General features: G+C 71.9%; 21 protein-coding genes and 1 riboswitch. Of the genes, 11 read left to right on the top strand and 10 right to left on the bottom strand.

Going from position 1 to position 17,789, the window contains the following annotated elements; translation table 11 throughout:
- Together ACZ66S_RS21740 and bioB are read right to left on the bottom strand one after the other, a co-directional pair.
- Nucleotides 1–1,287 (bottom strand): adenosylmethionine--8-amino-7-oxononanoate transaminase, encoded by a 1,287-nt coding sequence (locus ACZ66S_RS21740; RefSeq protein ID WP_469903155.1) that lies wholly within the window; start codon nucleotides 1,285–1,287, stop codon nucleotides 1–3.
- Nucleotides 1,280–2,464, bottom strand: coding sequence for a biotin synthase BioB (bioB, locus tag ACZ66S_RS21745; protein WP_469903156.1), 1,185 nt, complete (start codon nucleotides 2,462–2,464; stop codon nucleotides 1,280–1,282). Before bioB ends, ACZ66S_RS21740 begins: the two co-directional genes overlap by 8 nt.
- Nucleotides 2,465–2,613: 149 nt before the next feature.
- Between bioB and ACZ66S_RS21750 the strand changes: the two genes are divergently transcribed.
- Nucleotides 2,614–3,741 carry an 8-amino-7-oxononanoate synthase gene (locus ACZ66S_RS21750; protein ID WP_469903482.1) on the top strand — a complete coding sequence of 376 codons (1,128 nt, stop codon included), beginning with the start codon at nucleotides 2,614–2,616 and terminating at the stop codon, nucleotides 3,739–3,741.
- Nucleotides 3,742–3,779: 38 nt separating this feature from the next.
- Here ACZ66S_RS21750 and ACZ66S_RS21755 read toward each other — a convergent pair whose 3' ends face one another.
- The gene (locus tag ACZ66S_RS21755) at nucleotides 3,780–4,001 is read right to left on the bottom strand and encodes a DUF397 domain-containing protein (protein WP_469903157.1); all 222 of its coding nucleotides are present in this window, start codon (nucleotides 3,999–4,001) and stop codon (nucleotides 3,780–3,782) included.
- 9 nt (nucleotides 4,002–4,010) lie between these two features.
- A complete protein-coding gene (locus tag ACZ66S_RS21760) occupies nucleotides 4,011–4,871 on the bottom strand; it encodes a helix-turn-helix domain-containing protein (RefSeq protein WP_469903158.1) in 861 nt (286 codons plus the stop codon).
- 213 nt (nucleotides 4,872–5,084) lie between these two features.
- Between ACZ66S_RS21760 and ACZ66S_RS21765 the strand changes: the two genes are divergently transcribed.
- Nucleotides 5,085–5,543 carry an ATP-binding protein gene (locus ACZ66S_RS21765; protein ID WP_469903159.1) on the top strand — a complete coding sequence of 153 codons (459 nt, stop codon included), beginning with the start codon at nucleotides 5,085–5,087 and terminating at the stop codon, nucleotides 5,541–5,543.
- On the opposite strand, the gene ACZ66S_RS21770 is transcribed toward ACZ66S_RS21765, so the two are convergent.
- From ACZ66S_RS21770 to ACZ66S_RS21785, 4 genes are all read right to left on the bottom strand, one after another.
- Complete coding sequence (locus ACZ66S_RS21770; protein WP_469903160.1) at nucleotides 5,515–6,027, bottom strand: hypothetical protein; 513 nt, start codon at nucleotides 6,025–6,027, stop codon at nucleotides 5,515–5,517. The genes ACZ66S_RS21765 and ACZ66S_RS21770 overlap by 29 nt on opposite strands.
- A 94-nt stretch (nucleotides 6,028–6,121) precedes the next feature.
- Entirely contained in the window at nucleotides 6,122–6,595 is a 474-nt protein-coding gene (locus tag ACZ66S_RS21775) for a C40 family peptidase (protein WP_469903161.1), read from the bottom strand.
- A gap of 3 nt (nucleotides 6,596–6,598) precedes the next feature.
- A riboswitch (cyclic di-AMP (ydaO/yuaA leader) is annotated at nucleotides 6,599–6,732 on the bottom strand.
- Nucleotides 6,733–7,145: 413 nt separating this feature from the next.
- A complete protein-coding gene (locus ACZ66S_RS21780; RefSeq protein ID WP_469903162.1) occupies nucleotides 7,146–7,451 on the bottom strand; it encodes a hypothetical protein in 306 nt (101 codons plus the stop codon).
- 7 nt (nucleotides 7,452–7,458) lie between these two features.
- Complete coding sequence (locus ACZ66S_RS21785) at nucleotides 7,459–8,094, bottom strand: ATP-dependent Clp protease proteolytic subunit (protein ID WP_469903163.1); 636 nt, start codon at nucleotides 8,092–8,094, stop codon at nucleotides 7,459–7,461.
- A gap of 64 nt (nucleotides 8,095–8,158) precedes the next feature.
- On the opposite strand from ACZ66S_RS21785, the gene ACZ66S_RS21790 reads away from it, so the two are divergent.
- On the top strand, nucleotides 8,159–8,437 hold the full coding sequence (locus tag ACZ66S_RS21790; protein WP_469903164.1) for a type II toxin-antitoxin system Phd/YefM family antitoxin: 279 nt from the start codon (nucleotides 8,159–8,161) through the stop codon (nucleotides 8,435–8,437).
- A 76-nt stretch (nucleotides 8,438–8,513) separates the two neighbouring features.
- On the opposite strand, the gene ACZ66S_RS21795 is transcribed toward ACZ66S_RS21790, so the two are convergent.
- Entirely contained in the window at nucleotides 8,514–9,500 is a 987-nt protein-coding gene (locus ACZ66S_RS21795) for an ABC transporter permease (protein ID WP_469903165.1), read from the bottom strand.
- Between the two features lie 101 nt (nucleotides 9,501–9,601).
- Here ACZ66S_RS21795 and ACZ66S_RS21800 point away from each other — a divergent pair, with 101 nt between their 5' ends.
- The 8 genes from ACZ66S_RS21800 to ACZ66S_RS21835 all read left to right on the top strand — a co-directional run bounded on the left by ACZ66S_RS21800 (nucleotide 9,602) and on the right by ACZ66S_RS21835 (nucleotide 16,665).
- Nucleotides 9,602–10,231, top strand: coding sequence for a TetR/AcrR family transcriptional regulator (locus ACZ66S_RS21800; RefSeq protein ID WP_469903166.1), 630 nt, complete (start codon nucleotides 9,602–9,604; stop codon nucleotides 10,229–10,231).
- A 132-nt stretch (nucleotides 10,232–10,363) separates the two neighbouring features.
- On the top strand, nucleotides 10,364–10,666 hold the full coding sequence (locus tag ACZ66S_RS21805) for an urease subunit gamma (RefSeq protein ID WP_037710300.1): 303 nt from the start codon (nucleotides 10,364–10,366) through the stop codon (nucleotides 10,664–10,666).
- 8 nt (nucleotides 10,667–10,674) lie between these two features.
- A complete protein-coding gene (locus ACZ66S_RS21810; RefSeq protein ID WP_469903167.1) occupies nucleotides 10,675–10,986 on the top strand; it encodes an urease subunit beta in 312 nt (103 codons plus the stop codon).
- Nucleotides 10,979–12,700, top strand: coding sequence for an urease subunit alpha (locus ACZ66S_RS21815; protein ID WP_469903168.1), 1,722 nt, complete (start codon nucleotides 10,979–10,981; stop codon nucleotides 12,698–12,700). Before ACZ66S_RS21810 ends, ACZ66S_RS21815 begins: the two co-directional genes overlap by 8 nt.
- 13 nt (nucleotides 12,701–12,713) lie before the next feature.
- Complete coding sequence (locus ACZ66S_RS21820) at nucleotides 12,714–13,388, top strand: urease accessory protein UreF (RefSeq protein ID WP_469903169.1); 675 nt, start codon at nucleotides 12,714–12,716, stop codon at nucleotides 13,386–13,388.
- 93 nt (nucleotides 13,389–13,481) lie between these two features.
- Nucleotides 13,482–14,159: an urease accessory protein UreG gene (ureG, locus tag ACZ66S_RS21825; RefSeq protein ID WP_469903170.1), complete on the top strand. Its 678-nt coding sequence runs from the start codon at nucleotides 13,482–13,484 to the stop codon at nucleotides 14,157–14,159.
- Nucleotides 14,147–14,923, top strand: a complete 777-nt coding sequence (locus tag ACZ66S_RS21830) for an urease accessory protein UreD (RefSeq protein WP_469903171.1) — start codon at nucleotides 14,147–14,149, stop codon at nucleotides 14,921–14,923. The genes ureG and ACZ66S_RS21830 overlap by 13 nt, the downstream gene beginning before the upstream one ends.
- Before the next feature lie 128 nt (nucleotides 14,924–15,051).
- Nucleotides 15,052–16,665, top strand: coding sequence for an alpha/beta hydrolase (locus tag ACZ66S_RS21835; RefSeq protein ID WP_469903172.1), 1,614 nt, complete (start codon nucleotides 15,052–15,054; stop codon nucleotides 16,663–16,665).
- Between the two features lie 46 nt (nucleotides 16,666–16,711).
- Here the strand turns inward: ACZ66S_RS21835 and ACZ66S_RS21840 are convergent, their stop codons facing one another.
- Nucleotides 16,712–17,734 (bottom strand): NAD-dependent epimerase/dehydratase family protein, encoded by a 1,023-nt coding sequence (locus ACZ66S_RS21840; protein WP_469903483.1) that lies wholly within the window; start codon nucleotides 17,732–17,734, stop codon nucleotides 16,712–16,714.
- Nucleotides 17,735–17,789 lie beyond the last annotated feature (55 nt).

The raw sequence follows: 17,789 nt of genomic DNA on the forward strand, positions 1-17,789 counted from the left end.
TCATCCCTCCCGAGCGGCGGCGCACACCGCACGCGCGATCTGTGCCACGTCCTCGTCGCCCGTGACGTACGGCGGCATCGTGTAGACGAGGTCGCGGAACGGCCGCAGCCACACGCCCTCGCGCACGGCGGCCTCCGTCGCGGCCCGCATGTCGACGTCGTGGTCCAGTTGCACGACCCCGATGGCGCCGAGAACCCGTACGTCCTTCACCCCCGGCAGCGCACGGGCCGGGGCCAGCCCCTCCCGCAGTCCCGCCTCGATCCGCTTGACCTCCGCGAGCCAGTCCTGCCCGAGCAGCAGCCCGATCGAGGCGCAGGCCACCGACGCGGCCAGCGGGTTGCCCATGAAGGTGGGGCCGTGGGCGAGCACCGGCACCTCGCCCCGCGAGATGCCGTCGGCCACCCGGGGCGTGCACAGGGTCGCCGCCATCGTCAGGTAGCCGCCGGTCAGCGCCTTGCCGACGCACATCACATCCGGGGTCACCGCCGCGTGGTCCGCCGCGAACAGGGCGCCCGTCCGGCCGAACCCGGTCGCGATCTCGTCGAACACCAGCAGTACGTCGTGTGCGTCGCACGCCTCGCGCAGCACCCGCAGATACGCGGGGGAGTGGAACCGCATCCCGCCCGCACCCTGCACCACCGGCTCCACGATCACCGCGGCCAGCTCGTCCGCGTGCCGCGCGATGGTCTCGCGCAGTCGATCGGCGTACGACTCCTCGTACTCGGCCGGGGGCGCGTCCACGAACACCTGGCGGGGCAGAACCCCCGACCACAGCTCGTGCATCCCGCCCTCGGGGTCGCACACCGACATCGGCTGCCAGGTGTCGCCGTGGTAGCCGCCGCGCCAGGTCAGCAGCCGCTGCTTGCCGGTGCGGCCCAGCGAGCGCCAGTACTGGAGGCACATCTTCACCGCGACCTCGACCGACACCGACCCCGAGTCGGCGAGGAACACATGCTCAAGGCCGTCCGGAGACATGTCGACAAGGAGCTTCGCGAGCCGGACGGCGGGCTCGTGGGTGAGCCCGCCGAACATCACATGGCTCATCCGCCCGAGCTGCTCGCGCGCGGCCTCGTTCAGCACCGGGTGGTTGTAGCCGTGGATCGCCGACCACCAGGACGACATCCCGTCGACCAGCTCCGGGCCGCCGGCGATCCGCAACCGGACCCCGCTCGCCGACTCCACGACGAGCGGGTCGACCCGGCCGGGCATCGGACCGTACGGATGCCACACGTGCCGCCGGTCGAGCGCCAGCAGTTCCGGCACCGGCAGGTCGGTCAGTTCAGGCATTGGGCGCGAGGTCCGTTCCGGCGCCCCGGCGGCGCACGGCGACGAGGTCGGTCCGCGCCTCGTTGGCCGGGGCGGCCGCGGGCGTCGTACCGCAGACCCCGCCGCCCTCGTGCGAGCCGCAGCCCGCGGATTCGTGGGAGCCGCAGCCCGCGCTCTCGTGGCAGCCGCCGCCCACCCGGTGCTCCGGCAGGGTGACCTGGTCCGCCCCCTCCACCTCGAACCCGGCGTCCGCGATCATCTCCAGGTCGGCCTTGCCGGCCTGGCCCTCGGTGGTGAGGTAGTCGCCGAGGAAGATCGAGTTGGCCAGGTGCAGGGCCAGGGGCTGCATCGTGCGCAGATGGACCTCGCGGCCGCCCGCGATGCGGACCTCGACGTCCGGGCAGACGAAGCGGACCATCGCCAGGATGCGCAGACAGCGCTGCGGGGTGAGGTTCCACTCCTTGGCCAGCGGGGTGCCCTCGACCGGGATCAGGAAGTTGACCGGAACCGAGTCGGGGTCCAGCTCGCGCAGCGACCAGACGACGTCGACCAGGTCCTCGTCCGACTCGCCCATGCCCGCGATGAGGCCCGAGCAGGCGGACAGACCGGCCGCGTGCGCCTTGTTCACGGTGTCGACCCGGTCGGCGTAGGTGTGCGTGGTCGTGATGTCGCCGTAGGTCGACTCGGACGTGTTGAGGTTGTGGTTGTAGGCGTCCGCGCCCGCCTCGCGCAGCCGCTCGGCCTGACCGTCGGAGAGCAGACCGAGACAGGCGCACACCTCGACGCCGTCGTTCTGCTCCTTGATCGCCTTGATGGTGCCCGCGACCCGGTCCACGTCACGGTCGGTCGGACCGCGTCCGGAGGCCACCAGGCAGACCCGCTTGGCGCCACCGGCGAGGCCCGCGGCGGCGGCCTCGGACGCCTGCTCGGGCTTGAGCCAGGTGTACTTCAGGATGCCCGTCGAGGAGCCGAGCCGCTGGGAGCAGTAGGAGCAGTCCTCGGGGCACAGCCCGGACTTCAGGTTGACGAGGTAGTTGAGTTTCACCCGGCGCCCGAACCAGTGCCGGCGCACCTTTCCGGCCGCGGCCACCACGTCGAGCAGGTCGTCGTCGGAGGTGGCCAGCACGGCCAGCGCCTCCTCGCGGGTCGGCAGCTCGCGCCGAAGCCCCTTGTCCACCAGCGTGTTCAGCAGGTCCATGAGAGCCGATCCTGTCCTACGGACCCGCCTGCGGCCAAGGTAGGGATCGCACAACACACCCCTCACGACGTGTGGGTATTGCCACACCGTGGGTAGCGTTTGCTGCCGCTAGGGTCTGTCCGTTGTCTACAAAAGCCCCGGAGGACCCCATGGCGTTCGGCTGGATCGACGAACAGGCGGCGGCGCGCCGGCGGGCCGGACTCGTACGGACCCTTCGGCCGCGGCCGGCCGACTCGCCGCTGCTCGATCTCGCGAGCAACGACTACCTGGGCCTCGCCCGGCACCCCGAGGTCGTGACGGGCGCCGCGGCGGCCGCGCGGACGTGGGGCGGCGGCGCGACCGGGTCCCGGCTCGTCACCGGCACCACCGAGCTGCACACCGAGCTCGAACGCGAACTGGCCGCCTTCTGCGGCTTCGAGGCGGCGCTCGTCTTCTCCTCCGGGTACGCGGCCAACCTCGCCGCCGTCACCGCGCTCGCACCGCACGGCTCGCTGATCGTCTCCGACGCGGGCAACCACGCCTCGCTCATCGACGGCTGCCGGCTGGCCCGCGGCACCACCCAGGTGGTGGCGCACGCCGATCCGGACGCGGTGCGCAAGGCGCTCGGGACGCACGACGGGCCCGCCCTCGCCGTCTCCGACACGGTCTTCTCGGTCGACGGCGACGCGGCACCCCTGGCCGGCCTCGCCGCGGCATGCCGGGAGCACGGCGCGGGCCTGGTCGTCGACGACGCCCACGGCCTGGGCGTGCTCGGCGCCGGCGGCCGCGGCGCCCCGCAGGCGGCGGGACTCGCGGGCGCCGACGACGTGGTCGTCACGGTCACGCTGTCCAAGTCGCTCGGCAGCCAGGGCGGTGCCGTCCTCGGCCCCGCACGGGTCGTCGAGCACCTGGTCAACGCGGCACGGACGTTCATCTTCGACACCGGTCTGGCTCCCGCCGCGGCGGGAGCCGCCCTCGCGGCCCTGCGGCTGCTCGGCCGTGAGCCCGAGCGGGCCGCACGCGCGCGCGAGGTGGCGACCGGACTGCACGCACGCCTGACCGCCGCGGGTCTGGAAGCGGTACGTCCGGACGCCGCGGTGGTCTCGGTGCGCGCGCCCTCCCCGGAGGAGGCCGTGCAGTGGGCGGCCGACTGCCGTGCCGCCGGGCTCCTGGTGGGCTGTTTCCGGCCCCCGTCGGTGCCCGACGGCATCTCACGGCTCAGGCTGACCGCCCGCGCGGACCTCTCCGAGGAGCAGATCGAACGCGCTGTACGTGTGATCGGCGAGACACGACCATGAGTCGGCGTGACACGGCCGTGCGCCGGACGGACTGAGGGTCAGAACGCGGCTGTGAAGCCCGCCCAGCTCTCGGGGGAGAAGAGCAGCGCGGGTCCGTCCGGGTTCTTGGAGTCGCGAACGGCGAGCAGCCCGGCCCAGGGCCCGGCCGACGGCCTCGCCGTTTCCACACAGTTGTTCGCCCCGGTGCTGTAGCTGCTGCGCAGCCAGCGCACTTCGGGCAGTCGGGTACTGGAGGTTACGTTCCGAGGCAGTGCTGTCATGGTGCCTCCTTACGCGCCGTCACCCATCCCGGCGAGGTAATCCAACGAGTCCTCGGGCGAAAGGGCGTGGATCCGAAGGGTGTTGAAGGCCTCGGTGTAGGCCTGGAGGTCTTCTTTCCGTTCGAGATAGAGGCTACTCGTCAAGTGGTCGAGAACAACCACATCCAGATCAGAAGTGCGCGAGAATGAGAAGATTACGAAAGGCCCGGTGATGCCCACATGCGCCCCGGCAGTGAACGGCAGTACCTGCAGCCGCACTTGGGGCAGCCGCGCCGCCTCCAGGAGCCTTTCCAACTGACGGGCCATCACCTCCGGGCCGCCGACCTCCCGGTGCAGCACCGCCTCGTCCAGGACGGCGCTCAGCTCCAGGGGCGGCTGCGCGCGGAGGATGTCCTGCCGGGCGAGCCGGACCTCGACCAGCGCGTCGAGGCGTTCGTCGTCCAGGCCGTCCACCGCGGCCCGGGTCACCGCCCGGGCGTACTCGCGGGTCTGGAGCAGCCCGGGCACGACCGAGGTCTCCAGCGTGCGCATCGCGCTCGCCTGGGACTCCAGACTGATGAAGTCCCGGTACGTCGGCGGCAGCACACCCCGGTACGCGTGCCACCAGTGGTGCCGGCCGCCGGTCTCGTCGGAGCCCGCCAATACCAGCAACAGCTCCCGCAGATTCGCGTCCCCCACGCGGTAGGCGTCGAGAAGTAACCGCACATCGGCCGGTTTCACCCCGCTGGCACCGGTCTCGATGCGGCTCACCTTCGACTGGTGCCAGCCCACGAGCCGGGCCGCCTCACCGCTGGTGAGGCCCGCACTCGCGCGCAGCGCACGCAGTTCGGCGCCCAGTTTCCGCCGGCGCACCGCGGGGCCGTGCTGCATGCGCTCCTCCTTACTCCTTACGAGCCGCCCAAATACGGTCTCGCGTCGTAGAGTTCACCGCTTCGAGCGACAGATATATGCATATCTTGGTGGATCGGCACCCGTCACAGCCTTCGTGATGGCACTCTGGCGATGAACCACCAGTCCGGGACCGTACTCGAACCATCCGCACCGTGTCGGACTCCGGTCCCGTGGGAAAGGGACGACGTCGCCATGGCAGACCACCTGGAAGCATCCGTCACTCTGCCGAGCGAACCCGCCTCGGTCTCCGCGGCCCGCACCTATGTCCTGAGCACACTGGCGGAGTGGGGGCTGCCGCCCACCACGGACACCGCCGAGACCGTCCGTCTCATCGTCTCCGAACTCACCACCAACGCCGTACAGCACACCTTCGGGCAGTCACCCACCTTCACGGTGGACATCGAGCTGGACCGTGACGAACAACTGCGCATCGGGGTCACCGACAGCCACCCCCGCTTCCCCAAGCGGCTGCCGGCCGCAGTCCAGCAGGACAACGGCCGGGGAATGGTGATCATCCGGTGGCTCACGGCCGAGTGCGGCGGCAAGCTCAGAGTCAGGCCCACCCGGGAGGGCGGCAAGACCGTCTCGATCGAACTCCCGTGGACGGTACCGGCACAGCCGGTCACCGCGGCGGGACAGCAGGAGCCGTGACGGACGACAGGTGACCCGGGGTCAGCGCAGGCGCGGTGACGGCTCGCGGGGTGAGGCTCCCGGCCGGGCGGCGGTACGCGGCCTGATCACCTCGCGCTCCGTCGACCGGGGAGCCGGGTGCGAGGGTGCCGCGCTGCGCTCCGGCGAGCCGGGAGGAGACCTGCACTATGCGGGCCTTGGCGCCGGGTCGGAACAGCGAGCGGTGCAGGCTGGTGGTGGACGTGACGACCGGCCGGGCCGGCGGAGTGGCCGCGGGCGCGGCGACCCTGGTGGTGTGTCGGGGCCTGTGGTGGCTGCTCCCCCTGCTGGTCCGACGGGCGGGTCTCACCGGGGCGGCCGGCGCGGTGAAGAGGGCCGCCGCGACCACTGCGAGGAGCGGTGTGGTGACGTACGTGGCGCGCTTCTGGAGCAGCTCGCCGAAATTGCGGTCGGCGCGCTCCAGCGGCGTCTCGTTGCGGGCGGTGCACGGGCGGTGGTCGGCCATACGGGTACGGACAACCGCCTGAGCCCGTGTCACGCGCCCGCGGAAACCCGAGGGGACGGCGGGAGGTCAGGTCGCCGCCGTCCCCTCGGGGGCGTCACTTGACCCGGCCGTACCAGACGCTCTTCGTCCAGATCTTCTGCAGCCTCACCACGTCCCCGGTCTTCGGGGCGTGCCAGATCTTTCCCTTCCCGGCGTAGATGCCGACGTGGTAGACGTTCGAACCCGAGTGGAAGAACACCAGGTCGCCGGCCTTGCGGCTGCCCACGCCGATGTGGCGGGTCTTGTTGTACTGCTGGGCCGCCGTGCGCGGGAGCTTCTTGCCCGCCTTCTTGAACGAGTACAGCGTGAGCCCTGAGCAGTCGAAGCGGCGGGGCCCGGTGGCGCCGTACTTGTACGGCGAGCCCTTCTTGGAGGCCGCTACCTTGAGCGCCTTCGTCGCCGGCGTCGCGGCGGCGGCGTCTGCTGCGACACCCGGCACCACGACGGAGCCGCCCACGGCGGCGATGGCGAAGGCCGAGGCCGTACCGGCCCGGACCATCAGCGACGGGACACGATTGAGCGCAGTCATGCGCAACCCTTCGTCAGCCGCCTGTGAAGGATGACCTGTCGGATTCGGGCTGGCGAAGTTGCCCGGCCGCTGACGCGGCTTCACCCCAAGGGATGCTCGGCCCGGTCATGGCGTGACCGTTCCGGCGACCCGTCGTGCTTGGGTCCTCCACTCCTGCCGATCCACTCCTGTCGACCGGTCATCCGGGCGGCGGCAGGACTCGGCGTCCGCCCGGATCGCCCCGCCGCTGCGGCGGGGGCTTGTCGTCAGTCAGGGATCTTGGCGCACGGATGTCCCAAAAACCCAACGGAACCGGGGGTTTGTGTTGTTACTCACCACTCACCCGTTCGGGTGGACACCTGAACCAACGAGGGCGCGTCGAGGGGTCCACAGACCGCGCGACCAGCACAGAAACTCCTCATTCCCTCCCTGAACTACGCGCGTTGCGCAACCTCGGCGGGCCTGAAAAAGGAGCCGCGCCTCCTGCAAATGGCGGTACGTCTTTTGGTCCGTTTCAAACGCGCTCCGGACGCCCTGTCAGACCGCGGCGTCCGGAACCGCTGCCGATGCGTCAATTGCCGGACTCGGGGGGCACGGTGACCCTGGCCGTACGCCGCTCGCCGTCCAGCACCCGCAGGGCCCTCGCCAGCGTCTGGGCGTGCAGTTCGCGCTCACCCCGGCCGTGCATCAGCACCAGCGCGTCGCGCAGCTCGGCCGCCCTGGCCACCAGTGCCTGCGCCGCGCGCAGCCCGCCGTAGGTGTCCTCGCGCCGGGCCGGGTTGATCCGGCCCAGCAGGTCGACGACGTCGAGATAACGGTCGATCAGCTCGCCCTCGGCGCGTGTGAGCGCGGGCAGCGGTGGAAGGTCCGGCACCATCGACGGCTCACCTCGCGCCCGGCGTGGTGCGCGAGGACTTCCGGCTCGGGACGATCGCGTCCGCCAGGCCGTGGTCCAGGGCGCCCTGCGCGTCCAGGATCGTCTCCCGCTCGATGTCCGCGCTCACCTGCTCGGGGCTGCGCCCGGTGTGCCGGACCAGCAGCTCCTCCAGGCGGCCCCGCACCCGCAGCAACTCGTCGGCCTGGATGGCCAGATCACTGGCCTGTCCCTGCACCGGCTCGCTCAGGGCGGGCTGGTGGAGCACCACCCGGGCGCCGGGCAGCACGGACCGCTTGCCCGGGGTGCCGGCCGCCAGCAGCACCGCCGCGGAGGATCCCGCCTGCCCGAGGCAGGTTGTCTCCACGTCGCAACTGACGTACTGCATCGTGTCGTAGATCGCCGACATCGCGCTGAACGAGCCGCCGGGGGAGTTGATGTACAGCGCGATGTCCCGGTCCGGGTCCTGGTACTCGAGGTACATGAACTGCGCCATCAGGTCGTTCGCCGAGATGTCGTCGATCCGCGTCCCGAGGAAGACGATCCGCTCCTCCAGCAGCTTCGAGTACGGATCCATCGACTTCTGCCCGAAGCTCGTGCGCTCGTGGAACTCGGGCAGGACGTAGCGGGCGGTCGGTCGGGTCATGGGTGGCCCCTCCTTCAGCGTCTGTAAAAAATGTACAGGATGTACGTGACGTTATGATGGGGACATGGCCTACGAGATTCCGGTGACGCAAGCCAGGGCTGAGCTCGCCGACCTGATCAACCGGGTGGTGTACGGCGGCGAGCGTGTCGTCGTCACACGGCACGGAAAGCCGCTGGTCGCCCTGGTCTCGGCCGCCGACCTCGAACGACTGGAGGAGCTGCCCGAGCCCGTGGAGGAACCCGTGATCAGCGCGGTCTCCACCGTGCGCGAGGTCGCGTCCGCTCCCCGCGAACAGCAGCGCTTCGGTATCGCGGCCCACCACCGGGGCACCGGCGCCTCCTGAGGATCGGAAACGCGAGACCCCCGGCCGTCGCGGCCGGGGGTACGGGGGAGCGGGTGTGCGAGCGGCACCCGCCTCTTCAGCCGACGGGGGCCGGCGCGCGTTCGTCGGCGGGGGACGCGGCACCCCTCGCCCGTGACTTCAGCGCGTTGCCCAGCACCACGGCCCCAAGGCCCAACGCCGCCCACCAGGTGAGGATCAGGGCGGGACCGGTCGCCGCCGCGCCGTCGAAGAAGGACACCGAGCGCAGCAGGGTCGCGCTGGCCCCCGGCGGGAGCCACTGGCCGATCGCGCCCACCGGCTCGGGCAGCAACTGCGGGGCCGAGGAGGCGCCGGAGAACGGGTTGCCGAGGAACATCACCACGAAGGAGACGGCCCCGATCCCCGCGGGGCCCGCCAGCGCGGCCAGTCCCGCGACGGCCGCGCTCACCGCCAGCGTCGCCAGGGCGAGCGTCCCCGCCTCCGCCCACCAGTCCCCGGCGAGGACGCCGAGCCAGTTGTGGGCCAGGGCGGCCGCGATGCCGCCCACCAGCGCGGCGCTGAGGACCAGCGCGGTCACGGCGCGCACCCCGCGCAGTCCGAGCACGGTCACGACCGCGCCCGCCATGATGCCGCTCAGTGCCAGCGGCAGCACCGACGAGCCCAGTGCCGCGCCCCGCGGGTCGGACGCCGAGGCCGGCACGACGTCCACGGTCCGCACCTCGCCGCCGCCCGCCGCGGCCTGCCGGGCAACGGCCTGCTGGAGGAGCTGGGCCACGACCGGGCTCGCCGCCGACGCGGTGAGCAGCTCCGGGCCCCGGTCGGTGACGACGACCGCGCCGTATACGGTCCGGTCCTCGATCGCGGCCCGCGCGGCCCTCCCGTCGGCGTAGCGGTGGATCTCGAAGGCGCCCTCGTGCTGCCGGAGCTGTTCCTCCACCTGTGCGGTCGCGGCGGCCGGCCCGGCCACGCCGAGCGGCAGGTCGCGGGGGGCGGTGCGGGCGGCGGGCCAGGCGAAGGCCCACAGCGCCAGGGCGGCGAGCAGCGGCACGAGGACGACGACCGCGAGCAGGCGGCGGGTGGACATGGGGACTCCAAAAAGAAGGATCGTTCGTTTTAGGTGCCTCATCACCGTCCCGCCGCGTCCGCTCCTTGTCAAGAAGGAATGTTCGTTTTAGTTTTGACGGCATGGCCCGCGTATCCCAGGCACACCTCGACGCCCGCCGCCGCCAGATCCTCGACGGTGCCGCCCTCTGCTTCGCCCGCAACGGCTTCCACGCCACGTCCATGCAGGACGTCCTGAAGGAGGTCGACCTCTCGGCGGGAGCGGTGTACCGCTACTTCAGCGGCAAGGAGGAGCTGATCGGCGCCATCGTCGAAGAGGTGCTCGGTCAGGTCCGTGAGGGATTCGAGGAGGCCGCCCGCAGCACCCCGCCCCCGCCGCCGGACCTCCTCGTCACGTCGGTGCTCAGCCGGGTCCTCGCCACGAAGGAGTACCTGACCGTGGACGGCCGGCCCGCGTTCCCGGGTCTGGTCGTCCAGGTGTGGGCGGAGACGATCCGCAACGAACAGCTCTCGGCGATCCTGCGGGAGGGCTACGGCGCCGTCCGCGCGGCCTGGACGCGGATCGTCAAGGAGTACCAGGACGCCGGGATGATGCGCGCGGACGTCCCCGCGGAGCACGTGGCCCGCACCATGATGGCGGCCGCGATGGGCTTCCTCGCGCAGCAGGCGCTGTTCGGGCCCGCCTCCGCCGACGACCTCGCGGGAGGTCTGCGGGCGTTGATGGGCATGCGGGCCGCTGCCGACACGCCCTGATGGATCACAGCTCGGTTAACGTGCCTGAAACCGGATCCAACTAGCCTGCGGATCCACGCCACCAGGGACTTTGCCCCGGGGGTGAGGCAACCGGGCCCCGCACGGTCCGGAGCGAGGACTGTGAGGTGGGACGTGCAACTGACCCCGCACGAGCAAGAGAGGCTGCTCATCCACGTGGCGGCCGACGTGGCCGAGAAGCGTCGGGCCCGCGGACTCCGGCTCAACCACCCCGAGGCGGTCGCGCTCATCACCTCGCACATCCTCGAAGGCGCGCGTGACGGCCGTACCGTGGCCGAACTCATGGCCTCCGGGCGGACGTTGCTGTCCCGCGACGACGTCATGGAGGGCATCCCCGAGATGATCCACGACGTGCAGGTCGAGGCCACCTTCCCGGACGGCACCAAGCTCGTCACCGTCCACGACCCGATCGTCTGAGGGGCCCGATGATTCCCGGGGAGATCCTCTTCGACGAGGGGCCGATCGCCTACAACGAGGGCCGCGAGGTCATCCGCCTCACCGTCCTCAACGCCGCCGACCGGCCCGTCCAGGTCGGCTCCCACTACCACTTCGCCGAGACCAACCTCGGCCTGGAGTTCGACCGGGCCGCGGCCCGCGGCAGGCGGCTGAACATCCCCGCCGGGACCGCCGTGCGCTTCGAGCCCGGCATCCCGGTCGAGGTGGAACTCGTCCCGCTCGTCGGCGCCCGCGTGGTGCCGGGACTGCGCGGGGAGACCGGAGGTGCCCTCGATGCCTGAGATCTCCCGTGCCGCCTACGCCGACCTGTTCGGGCCCACCACCGGCGACCGCATCCGGCTCGCCGACACCGACCTGCTGATCGAGGTCGAGGAGGATCGTTCCGGCGGCCCCGGACGCGCCGGTGACGAGGCCGTGTTCGGCGGCGGCAAGGTCATCCGCGAGTCGATGGGCCAGTCGCGGGCCACCCGCGCGGAGGGCACCCCGGACACGGTGATCACCGGCGCGGTCGTCGTCGACCACTGGGGGGTCGTCAAGGCCGACATCGGCATCCGCGACGGCCGGATCACCGGGATCGGCAAGGCGGGCAACCCCGACACCATGGACGGGGTCCACCCGGACCTGGTGATCGGTCCCGAGACCGAGATCATCGCGGGCAACGGCAGGATCCTGACCGCCGGCGCCATCGACGCGCACGTCCACTTCATCTGCCCGCAGATCGCCGACGAGGCGCTGGCCGCGGGCATCACGACCCTGGTCGGCGGCGGCACCGGCCCCGCCGAGGGCTCCAAGGCCACCACCGTCACCCCCGGCCCCTGGCACCTCGCCCGGATGCTGGAGGCGATGGAGCAGTACCCCCTCAACATCGGCTTCCTCGGCAAGGGCAACACCGTCTCGCACGAGGCGATGCTCTCCCAGATCCGCGGCGGCGCCCTCGGCCTGAAGCTGCACGAGGACTGGGGCTCGACCCCCGCCGTCATCGACGCCTCGCTGACCGTCGCCGAGCGGACCGGCATCCAGGTCGCCATCCACACGGACACCCTCAACGAGGCCGGTTTCGTCGGCGACACACTGGCCGCGATCGCCGGCCGGGGCATCCACGCCTACCACACCGAGGGCGCGGGCGGCGGGCACGCGCCGGACATCATGACCGTTGTCTCCCAGCCGCACGTGCTGCCGAGCTCGACCAACCCGACCCGGCCCTTCACCGTCAACACCGCCGAGGAACACCTCGACATGCTGATGGTGTGCCACCACCTCAACGCGGCCGTCCCGGAGGACCTCGCCTTCGCCGAGTCCCGCATCCGCCCCACGACCATCGGCGCCGAGGACGTCCTGCACGACCTGGGCGCCATCTCGATCATCTCCTCCGATGCCCAGGCCATGGGCCGGGTCGGTGAGGTCGTCATGCGCACCTGGCAGACCGCGCACGTCATGAAGCGGCGCCGGGGCGCCCTGCCGGGCGACGGACGGGCGGACAACCACCGGGTACGGCGCTATGTCGCCAAGTACACGATCAACCCCGCCGTCGCCCAGGGCCTCTCCCACGAGATCGGTTCCGTCGAGACCGGCAAGCTGGCCGACCTGGTGCTCTGGGAACCGGCGTTCTTCGGGGTCAAGCCGCATCTGGTGATCAAGGGCGGGCAGATCGCCTACGCGCAGATGGGCGACGCGAACGCGTCCATCCCTACCCCGCAGCCGATCCTGCCCCGGCCGATGTACGGGGCGATCGGCCGCGCGCCCGCCGCGAACTCCTTCAACTTCGTGGCCCCCCTCGCCATAGAGGACGGGCTGCCGGAGCGGCTCCAGCTCGCCAAGCGGTTCGTGGCGATCGAGTCGACGCGCGGGGTCACCAAGGCCGACATGCGGGAGAACGACGCCCGGCCCGACGTACGCGTCGACCCCGACAGCTTCGCCGTGCACATCGACGGGGAGCTGGTGGAGGCCACTCCGGCGGCCGAACTGCCCATGGCCCAGCGTTACTTCCTCTTCTGATGGCGAGGTCGTGATGTCACGGGCCGCACTTCTGGTCCTGGCCGACGGCCGTTTTCCCGCCGGGGGCCACGCGCACTCCGGCGGGGCGGAGGCGGCGGTCAAGTCCGGACGGATCACGGACGCGCAGAGCCTGGAGTCCTTCTGCCGCGGGCGACTGCACACGGCGGGCCTGGTGGCGGCGGCGCTGGCCGCGGCGGCCGTACTCGGCGTCGATGCAAGGCAGTTGGACGAGGCCGCCGACGCCCGCACCCCGTCCCCAGCCCTGCGGGTCGCCGCCAGGAAACTGGGTCGGCAACTGCTGCGTGCGGCCCGGGCGACCTGGCCGTCGGACGAACTCGCAGCGCTCGCACGGGAGTTCCCGAAAGGGGCACACCAACCCGTGGTGTTGGGCCTGGCGGCCAGGGCGGCCGGCCTGGAGGCGCTGGACGCGGCCCACTGCGCGGCGTACGAGAGCGTGAGCGGCCCGGCGAGCGCGACGGTCCGCCTGCTGAGCCTGGACCCCTTCGACGCCACGGGGGTACTGGCCCGCCTGGCACCGGAGCTGGACCGCGTCGCGGACCTGGCGGTGGAGGCGGCGGGCAGAGCGGTCGAGGAGGGTGTTGACGCACTGCCGTCGGCGTCGGCACCGCTCCTGGAGATCGGGGCGGAACTGCACGCGGCCTGGCCGGTACGCCTGTTCGCGTCATAAGGGGCGGCCTGGTCACCCACCGGGGGCGCCGGGAACTGCGCGACCAGCCCCCACCGAACCCGCACCGACGACGAACCCCACAAGGAGCCGCACATGCACCTCGACCACTCCCACGACGGCCCCGCGGCACTGAGCGCCGACGCGCACCGGAAGGACGGCACCCGCCGAGCCCTCCGCATCGGCCTCGGCGGCCCGGTGGGCTCCGGCAAGACCGCCACCGTGGCCGCCCTGTGCCGGGCCCTGCGCGACGAACTCTCGCTCGCCGTCGTCACCAACGACATCTACACCCGCGAGGACGCCGAGTTCCTGCTCAGGGAGGCCGTGCTGCCGCCCGAGCGGATCACCGCCGTGGAGACCGGCGCCTGCCCGCACACCGCGATCAGGGACGACATCTCCGCCAACCTGGAGGCCGTCGAGGACCTGGAGGACGCGGTCGGCCCCCTGGACCTCATCCTCGTGGAGAGCGGCGGCGACAACCTCACCGCCACCTTCTCCAAGGGCCTGGTCGACGCCCAGGTCTTCGTCATCGACGTGGCCGGGGGAGACGACATCCCGAGGAAGGGCGGCCCCGGCGTCACCACCGCCGACCTGCTCGTCGTCAACAAGACCGACCTGGCTCCCTATGTCGGCTCCGACCTGGCACGGATGGCCGCCGACGCCAAGGCCCAGCGCGCCGAACTCCCCGTCGTGTTCCAGTCCCTGAGGACCGAGGCCGGCGTCACGGCCGTCGCCGACTGGGTGCGGGCGCGGCTCGCCGCGTGGACGGCGTGACCGCGTCCGCGACCGGCGTGCGGGCCACCGCGCGGCTGGTGGCACGGGACGACGGGCGCGGCGGCACGGCCCTGCCCGTGCTGGAGAGCGAGGGACCGCTGGCGCTGCGGCGGACCCGGGGGAGCGGTACACAGACGCGGGTCATGCTCGTCGGCGCGATGAGCGGACCGCTCGGCGGCGACCACTTCACCGTGGCGGCCGACGTCCGCACGGGCGCCCGGCTGCGCGTGGGGTCGGCCGCCGCCACCATCGCCCTGCCGGGACAGGCCAAGGGCGAGGCCCGCTACGACGTACGGCTCGCCGTCGCCGACGGAGGCGAACTGCACTGGCTGCCCGAGCAGTTGATCTCCGCCTGCGGCAGCGACCTGTACGTCGGCACCCGGATCGACATGGGGGCGACGGGCCGGCTCGTGCTGCGCGAGGAGCAGGTCCTCGGGCGGGCGGGGGAGGAGCCCGGCCGCCTCACCAGCCGGCTGGTGCTGCGGGTCGCGGGACGGACCGTGCTGGACCAGGAGCTGGCCTGCGGACCGGGGGCGCCCGGCGGCTGGGACGGCCCCGCCGGCCTCGCGGGACACCGGGCGGTCGGCCAGCTCCTCGTCGTACGGCCGGAGTTCGCCGAGGAGCCGGTGCCGGCCCGGGTGCTCGGCGAGGGCGCCGCCGTCATGCCCCTCGCCGGACCGGCCGCGCTCGTCACCGCCGTGGCCCCGGACGCGCTGCTGTTGCGCCGGGTGCTGGACGCGGCTCTCGGGGCGCTGGCTCCCTAGTCCGCCGAGCGAACAGTTTCTTCCGTTTATCGGATTGGCAAAGAACCCCAACAAACCCTGTTCACAGTCACTTCACAAGCACGAGGATCCCCGAAGGAATCGAAACGACGTACGGGGAGGGGTCCCTCTTGAGGGAGACGAGACCGAAGTGGCGGACGACGGCACTCGGTTCGGCCGGCGTGCTCATCACGGCCACACTGATATCCGGTGCCGTCGCGGCACCCGCGTCCGGCGCCAACACGTCCGACCGGACGGGCCGGCACGTGCAGGACCGCGAGGCCGTGGGCGCCGCGATCGCCGCCGCCCGCGCCGCGAAGGCCGGCATCGACTGGGCGGACTGCCCCGCCGACTGGGGGATCGCGAAGCCGGTCCAGTGCGGCTGGGTCAGCGTCCCGCTGGACTACGCGAGGCCGAACGGCAAGCAGATCAAGCTCGCCGTCGACCGCATCGGCAACACCGGCACCAAGGCGGAGCGCCAGGGCGCCCTCGTCTACAACCCGGGCGGACCCGGTGGCTCGGGCATGCGCTTCCCGCTGCGTGTCACCACCAAGAACCCGATCTGGGCCAACGCGGCCAAGGCGTACGACTTCGTGGGCTTCGACCCCCGCGGTGTCGGCCACTCCGCGCCCATCTCCTGCATGGATCCGCAGGAGTTCGTCAAGGCGCCCAAGATGGACCCGGTGCCGGACAGCGAGGCCGACAAGCGCGCCCAGCGCAAGCTGGCCCGTGAGTACGCCGAGGGCTGCGCCGAGCGCACCGGCAAGGCGATGCTCCAGCAGATGACCACGCCGAACACCGTGCGCGACCTGGACGTCATCCGTGCCGCGCTCGGCGAGCAGAAGCTCAACTACCTGGGCGTCTCCTACGGCACCTACATCGGCGCCGTCTACGGCACGATGTACCCCGGTCACGTGCGCCGCATGATCGTCGACAGCGTGGTCAACCCCTCGCGGGAGAAGATCTGGTACGAGGCCAACCTCGACCAGGACATCGCCTTCGAGGGCCGCTGGAAGGACTGGGAGGACTGGGTCGCCGCCAACGACGCCACCTTCCACCTCGGCACCACCCGGGCCGCGGTCGAGGCGAAGTGGCTCGAACTGCGGGCCACCGCCAAGAAGAACCCCCTCGGCGGGGTCGTGGGCCCGGCCGAGCTGATCGGCTTCTTCCAGAGCGCCCCGTACTACGACTCCTCGTGGGTGCCGGTCGCCACGGCGTTCAGCAAGTACGTCGCCGGTGACACCCAGGCGCTGGTCGACGCGGCCGCCCCGGACCTCACCGACATCGCGGGCAACATCTCCTCGGAGAACGGCAACGCCGTCTACACGGCCGTCGAGTGCACCGACGCCAAGTGGCCCACGAGCTGGAAGAAGTGGGACCGGGACAACACCGCGCTGCACAAGAAGTACCCGTTCATGACCTGGGCCAACGCCTGGCTGAACCTGCCGTGCGCCACCTGGCCGGTCAAGCAGCAGACCCCGGTGAACGTCAGGACCGGCAAGGGTCTGCCCGGCGTGCTGATCGTGCAGTCCGAGCGGGACGCGGCCACCCCGTACGAGGGCGGCGTCGAGCTCCACAAGCGCTTCAAGGGCTCCCGTCTGATCACCGAGAAGGACGCGGGCTCCCACGGCGTGACCGGTCTGGTCAACCCCTGCATCAACGCGCGGGTCGACAGCTACCTGCTCACCGGAAAGCTCGACAAGGCCGACGTGACGTGCACCCCGCACGCCACGCCCAAGCCGTAGCACGAAGGACGGGACGAGGCGGCCGGTTCACCACCGGCCGCCTCTCTCATGCGCCGAGCGAGCCGAGGTACGCGTCCTCCGCCGCGTAGTCGAAGAGGTCGCCGTAGGTCTCGAACATCCTCGGGTACGCCTCGCGCCAGTCCCGCCCGGCCAGACGCGCCTCGATCCAGGCGACGGTCTCCGGCAGCCGGTCCGCGTACCGCACGACGGCGCGGTAGCCCAACTCCCGCTCGGCGGCGGACATGTCGCACACCACCGGCGCCGGCACCGACCACGGGGTGTCGCCCACGGTCGGCGACGGCGGCGGCCCGTCCAGCACGATCGTCTCGGTCTCCGCACCCATCACGGCGTCGATCGCGGCGGCGATCTCAGCCACCGTCGGCGCGTCCGGATCCACGGCGTTCAGGGCCCGGGTGCCCGGCCGTGCGGCCGCGAGCCGGATCAGCTCCGCGATGTTGTGGACGCTCGCGGGATGGAAGCGGCTCCGGCCGCCGAACGGCAGGACGCGCCGGGACCGGCCGTCCAGGTTGCGCTTGACGAAGTAGAGCTCGCGCGGTGTCCGGCAGTGCGGTCCGTGGATCGCGCCGGCCCGCAGCAGAGTGGTGGGCAACCGCTCACCGGCCGCCAGGAGTTCACGCTCCAGCCCCGCCTTGCGGGTGCTGTACGAGGTGTCTCCCGGGGCCACCGTCCGCTGGTCCTCGGTCAGCGGCACCGGGTACCGCGGAAAGCCGTCCGGTTCCTCCTGGGTGTCGAAGCCCCGGCCCTTGTCGTCCTCGTACACCGACACGCTGGAGACCACCACGGCCGAGCCCACGCGGTCGGCCAGCGACAGCAACTGCCGTGCGTGCGCGGGTCCGTAGGCCACGACGTCGACCAGGACCTCGCAGCCGTCGCCCACCGCGGCCACCAGGGCGGTGTCGTCCGCCCGGTCGGCCCGCGCGGTGCGCACCCGCGCGGGCCAGCTCTCGTCGCGTCCGCCGCCCCGGGAGACGGCCGTCACCTCCCAGCCGTCCCGGGCCAGCGCACCCACGGCCGCCCGCCCGATCTGTCCCGTCGCTCCGACCACCACAGCACGTCGTGTCATGGGGCGACCGTAGGCGGCCGACTCCGGTTCCTCCAGGGGG

It is taken from the genome of Streptomyces sp. NPDC107471, from assembly GCF_055582845.1.